Source organism: Acinetobacter sp. (assembly GCF_036659555.1).
GTDB lineage: Bacteria > Pseudomonadota > Gammaproteobacteria > Pseudomonadales > Moraxellaceae > Acinetobacter.
This window is the reverse complement of record NZ_JAVXCI010000133.1, coordinates 1-5,570: the sequence shown is the minus strand read 5'-3', so window position 1 is coordinate 5,570 and position 5,570 is coordinate 1. Positions and strand designations below refer to the sequence as shown.

The following is a 5,570-nucleotide window of genomic DNA, read 5'->3' as shown; positions in this document are numbered from 1 at the left end:
GCTGTCAGAGATGACGTGTCGGTTCGAGTCCGACCCTCGGGACCAAAATTCTAAAGAACCCCAAGCGTATTAAGCCTTGGGGTTTTTTATTGCCTGAAGAATTCTAAATAGATGATTTAATGCGCCATTTCTGAGCTGAGCGGGCAGGACGCGCGTTGCCGGAGATTGAGAAATTGAAGGCAGCTGGCGGAAGGTGCGGCCAAAGCAGCATTTATGCAGCGGGTCAATTGCGGATGAATCACTGGATTGATGGCGCAATGTAAACCTTCAAGCGCTTACAGCAGCAGCCAGTTTTTAGCATCCGGCTTAAAAATTGCAGCTCATCCGGCCGGCGGCCTTTGGTCTGTTTTCCGGCCCGGCTTATTGAGTTGTTTGTTAAAATTTGTTAATTAATAGTATGGGCCGGTTTAGGCTGGCCGGCCCGGCTGGTTTGACTGCTTTAAGCAATGGCAAAGTGAGGCGTCTATGGCAATACAGTTGCTGGAAATAGGTACGCAGACTGAACAGCTGGCGGCATGCAGGCTGGCATTGCTGCTGGGCGTGTTTACCGAAGATAACCGCATAGCCGAATTTCTAAAAGTCGCCAGAGGCCTGCTGCAGATTGACAGCGCCATTCTGGCCTTTCAGGATGAGCCCTATGTCTGGCATTCCTCGGCAGCCGGATGCAAGCCATTTTTAGCCCATGGCGATGCGGGCTGGGCGGCCTATTTTGACGGCGCAGACTGCATTGACGCGCTGCATCCGAATTATGCGGCGTTTTCCTGGCATATCAGGGATTTGGGCGCGGGTCACGCGCGCCTGCTGGGTTTCAGCCTGAAAGACGGCGAAAGCGTGATTGGGCAGGTGCTGCTGTTTGATGAAAGCGCGGAAATATTTGACGCGCAGCAGAAAGGCATCGTGCAGGAATTTGTGCAGGGCCTGGTCAGCATGATTAAGCTGCGGGTGGAAAATGCCGAGCTGAAAGAGCTATATGAGCAGCAGTCTGCGCTGAATTTCAGCAAAACCAAGTTTTTCCAGATTATCGCGCATGACCTGCGCGCGCCGTTTCACGGCCTGCTGGGTTTTTCAGAAGTTCTGGCGCAAGAGCGCGATTCTCTGGATGAATCCAGCATTCAGAATATTGCCGACTATTTATTTGATACGGCGCAATCGACCTACAGCCTGCTGGAAAGCCTGCTGAACTGGGCCATGGCCGAAGGCGGGCGCTTTGTCTATCATCCGATTAATTTTGAGATCGGCCAGTCGGTCAAAATTGTCTGCAATGTGCTGAACAGCCTGGCGGTGAAAAAGAATATCCAGTTGCGGAATGAAGTGCCTGAAGGCCTGAAAATTTACGCTGACATTAATATGGTGACTTCAGTTATTCAGAACCTGGTTTCCAATGCGCTTAAATTCACCCAGACCGATGGAAGCGGCGCGGTAATTCTGCGCGCGGCGGAGAGCGAAGCCGGCGTGAGCCTGAGCATTCAGGATACTGGCCTGGGCATGACCCGGCATCAGATTGAGCAGCTGTTCCAGCCCAAGCTGACGGTCAGCGTCAAAGGCACCGCCGGCGAAAAAGGCACAGGGCTGGGCCTGATGCTGTGCAAGCGCTTTGTCGATTTAAACCACGGCGAAATCAGCGTGGAATCCAAAGAGGGCGCTGGAACAGTATTCAGCGTAACCTTCCCGCCGGCAGCCAGCAGCCATCAGGCTTTAAGCATGGGCAGCCTGCAGGGCGACAAGCCGGAAGAAACCGCCTGAGCAGCGCATGGCGCATTAAATTTCTTTTCCACTATCCCTTGGCAGCTGATATAACTAGAAAAAACGTAGGCCTAGGGTTTGAAAATGAACGCGGAACAATTGCGCAAGGCATTGCGCGCCAGCCAGTATGCTGAACAGGTGCTGGGAATGCATGGCGCTTTAATTGAGCAGGATTATGCAGCCGACCAGTTCCTCGCGCCGCTCAGCGCTGCGCAGATTCAGGCCTATGTGGAAAATACCTTAGATCAGATTCAGGATGAAGCTGCATGGATGCGCGCAATGCGCATACTGCGCGCGCGCCTGATGTTCCGCTGGATCTGGCAGGACGCCAATCAGCTGACTGATGTGGTCACGCTGACCAAAGAACTCTCCGATTTTGCCGACGCCGCCATTTGCGCAGCCAAAGCATTCGCCTATCCGCCGCTGGCCGCCAAGCATGGCGAGCCGCTGGGCTACAACGGCCAAAAGCAGGATTTGATTGTCATTGCCATGGGCAAGCTCGGCGCGCAGGAACTGAATCTGTCCAGCGATATCGACCTGATCTTCGCCTTTGATGAGCAGGGCGAAAGCGATGGGCGCAAATGCATTGATGTGCAGCAGTTCTGCATCCTGTGGGGGCAGAAGCTGATTTACCTGCTGGATCATATCACCGCCGACGGCTTTGTATTCCGCGTGGATATGCGCCTGCGCCCCTGGGGCGACGGTTCGGCGCTGGCCATCAGCCATGCGGCGCTGGAAAAATACCTCAGCCAGCATGGCCGCGAGTGGGAGCGCTATGCATGGATCAAGGCGCGGATTGTCACCGGCGGAAAAGAGGGCCAAGACCTGCTGCAGATGACCCGCCCTTTTGTATTCCGCAAATATGTCGATTACAGCGCCTTTGAAGCCATGCGCGAAATGAAGGCGATGATTGAGCGCGAAGTGCAGCGCCGCAATATCGAAGATGATATTAAGCTGGGCGCCGGCGGCATCCGCGAAGTGGAATTCATTGTGCAGGTGTTCCAGCTGATTTACGGCGGCTCCAAGCTGGCGCTGCAGGACCGTCAATGCCTGATCAGCCTGCGCCATTTGGGCGAGGCTGGCCTGCTGGATGCTCAGGCGGTTGCGGAACTTGAAGACGCCTATCTGTTCCTGCGCCGCATTGAGCATGCGGTTCAGGCGCTGAATGACCAGCAGACCCAGTCGCTGCCGGCCGAAGCCGAACTGCGCCAGCGCATGCTGGACACGCTGGGCTACACGTCCTGGGAGCAGTTTCTGCAGGTATTGAACCGGAAGCGCGTCAAGGTGATTTACCAGTTTGAGCATCTGATTAAGGAAACGGAGCCGGACCCGCTGACTGAAAGCTTTGCCCAGCTGGAAAAGCAGCTGGATGCAGTGCTGGATGCGCATGCGAAAAATCTGGTGCATGAGTTCTGGCATGGCCATGCGCTGAAAAAACTCCCGGCTAAAGCGGTGCAGCGCCTGAAGGCTTTCTGGCCGCATCTGGTTGAAGCGGTGATTCAGTCCGACAGCCCGCAGGTGGCTTTGCTGCGCCTGATGCCTCTGGTGGAGTCGGTGATGCGCCGCACGGTGTATCTGGTGATGCTGATTGAAAGCAAAGGCGCGCTGCAGCGCCTGGTGAAAATGGCCACCGTCAGCCCGTGGATCTGCGAGGAGCTGACCCATTATCCGGTGCTGCTGGATGAGTTCCTGTCGATGGATTTTGAGCTGCCCAAGCGCTGGGATCTGGAAGATTCGCTGCGCCAGCAGCTGCTGCGCATTGAACTGGATGATGTGGAAGACCTGATGCGCGCGCTGCGCCTCTTTAAAAAATCCAATGTGCTGACCGTGGCTGCCAGCGATGTGCTGGCGGAAAGCCCGCTGATGAAAGTTTCTGACGCCTTGACCGATATTGCGGAAGTTTCGGTGAATGCGACGCTGCATCTGGCGTATCAAATGACGGCGAAAAAGCACGGCTGCCCGCTGGATGCCGAAGGCCAGCGCTGCTCGCCGGAGCATACCGCATTTGCGGTTGCGGGCTACGGCAAGCTGGGCGGCATTGAGCTGGGCTATGGTTCAGACCTGGATCTGGTGTTTATTCATTTCATGGATGAACAGGCGGATACTGACGGCCTGAAGCCGATCAGCGGTTTTGAATTCGCCATGCGCGTTGCGCAGAAATTCATGTCTTTAATGACCACGCAAACCCTGGATGGCCGGGTCTATGAGATTGACACGCGGCTGCGCCCCTCCGGCGAGGCCGGCGTGCTGGTGACCAGCCTGAAAGCCTTTGAGCAGTACCAGTTTAAAAGCGCATGGCTCTGGGAACATCAGGCCTTGGTGCGCGCGCGCTCGATTGCCGGGGAGGATTCGCTGCGCGCCAAGTTTGAAGATCTGCGCTGCCGTATTCTGACCCAGCCGAGGGATGAAGCCGGCGTGCGCGAAGAAGTGCTGAAAATGCGCTGCAAAATGAAGGATCATTTAGGCTCATCTAAAGCGCAGAAAAAAGAAGGAATTTTTCATTTAAAACAGGATGCAGGTGGTATCGTTGATATTGAATTTATGGCACAGTATGCGGTATTGGCATGGAGTGGGGCGAATCCAGATCTCGCTCATTACTCCGACAACGTACGAATCCTTGAAGACGCCGCAAGAGCAGGTTGCTTATCCAGCGACGACGCGACAGCATTGATTCAAGCTTATCTTTGTGAACGGGCCGAGAGCCACCGTCTGGCGCTTGCAAATCAATCCATGCAAGTCAGCGCAGCGGACTGGCGCGATACCCGAGAGGCCGTTTGCAAGCTATGGCAAAGATTGATTGATCCAAGCGCAGCTGCTGCTTTGGATAAAAATGACTGTGTATAAAAATTTGGAGTGTGCGCCATGAACTTGGCTGATCGTGATGGTTTTATTTGGCAAGATGGACAATTGGTTGACTGGCGTGAAGCGAAGGTTCATGTCTTAACTCATACGCTGCATTACAGCATGGGGGTCTTTGAAGGTGTCCGCGCTTATGAAACACCAAATGGTACCGCGATTTTCCGTCTTCAAGACCATACCAAGCGCCTGCTTAATTCTGCAAAAATTTATCAGATGAAAGTTCCATTTGATCAGGCGGCGCTGGAGCAGGCTCAGATTGATGTGGTGCGTGAAAATAAATTGGCGTCCTGCTATCTGCGCCCTTTAATCTGGATCGGTTCTGAAAAACTCGGCATCGCAGCAACCAACAATACCGTTCATGCTGCTGTAGCGGCGTGGAGCTGGGGCGCCTATTTGGGCGATGAAGCCATGGCGAACGGCATTCGCGTGAAAACTTCATCCTTTACCCATCATCACCCGAACGTGACGATGTGCAAGGCGAAAGCGTCGGGCAACTATACTTTGTCTATCCTTGCGCATCAGGAAGTGGCGCATTCAGGCTATGACGAAGCGATGCTGATGGACCCGCAGGGCTATGTCTGCCAAGGTTCAGGCGAAAACGTATTCCTGGTGAAAGACGGCGCACTGCATACGCCGGATATCGCCGGCGGCGCATTGGACGGCATTACCCGTCAAACCATTATCACCATTGCCAAAGACTTGGGCATTGAAGTGGTTGAACGCCGCATCACCCGCGATGAGTTCTATATCGGCGATGAAGCGTTCTTTACCGGCACGGCCGCTGAAGTGACGCCAATCCGCGAATATGATGACCGTCAAATCGGCGAGGGCTGCCGCGGCCCGATTACGGAAAAAATCCAGAAAGCATTCTTTGACGCCGTTCAGGGCAAAGACCCTAAATATGCGCACTGGCTAACTTACGTAAAATAAGCTGATCGGTTAAGATTAAAAGGCGGAACAGAAGTTCC

The 5,570-nt window shown here is 54.3% G+C and carries 3 protein-coding genes; all 3 read left to right on the top strand.

Going from position 1 to position 5,570, the window contains the following annotated elements:
* Positions 1 to 465 precede the first annotated feature (465 nt).
* Positions 466 to 1,743: a sensor histidine kinase gene (locus RSA72_RS13640; protein WP_332622789.1), complete on the top strand. Its 1,278-nt coding sequence runs from the start codon at positions 466 to 468 to the stop codon at positions 1,741 to 1,743.
* 84 nt (positions 1,744 to 1,827) lie between these two features.
* Positions 1,828 to 4,587, top strand: a complete 2,760-nt coding sequence (gene glnE, locus RSA72_RS13635; protein ID WP_332622787.1) for a bifunctional [glutamate--ammonia ligase]-adenylyl-L-tyrosine phosphorylase/[glutamate--ammonia-ligase] adenylyltransferase — start codon at positions 1,828 to 1,830, stop codon at positions 4,585 to 4,587.
* An 18-nt stretch (positions 4,588 to 4,605) separates the two neighbouring features.
* Entirely contained in the window at positions 4,606 to 5,532 is a 927-nt protein-coding gene (locus tag RSA72_RS13630) for a branched-chain amino acid transaminase (RefSeq protein ID WP_332633352.1), read from the top strand.
* Positions 5,533 to 5,570: the final 38 nt, after the last annotated feature.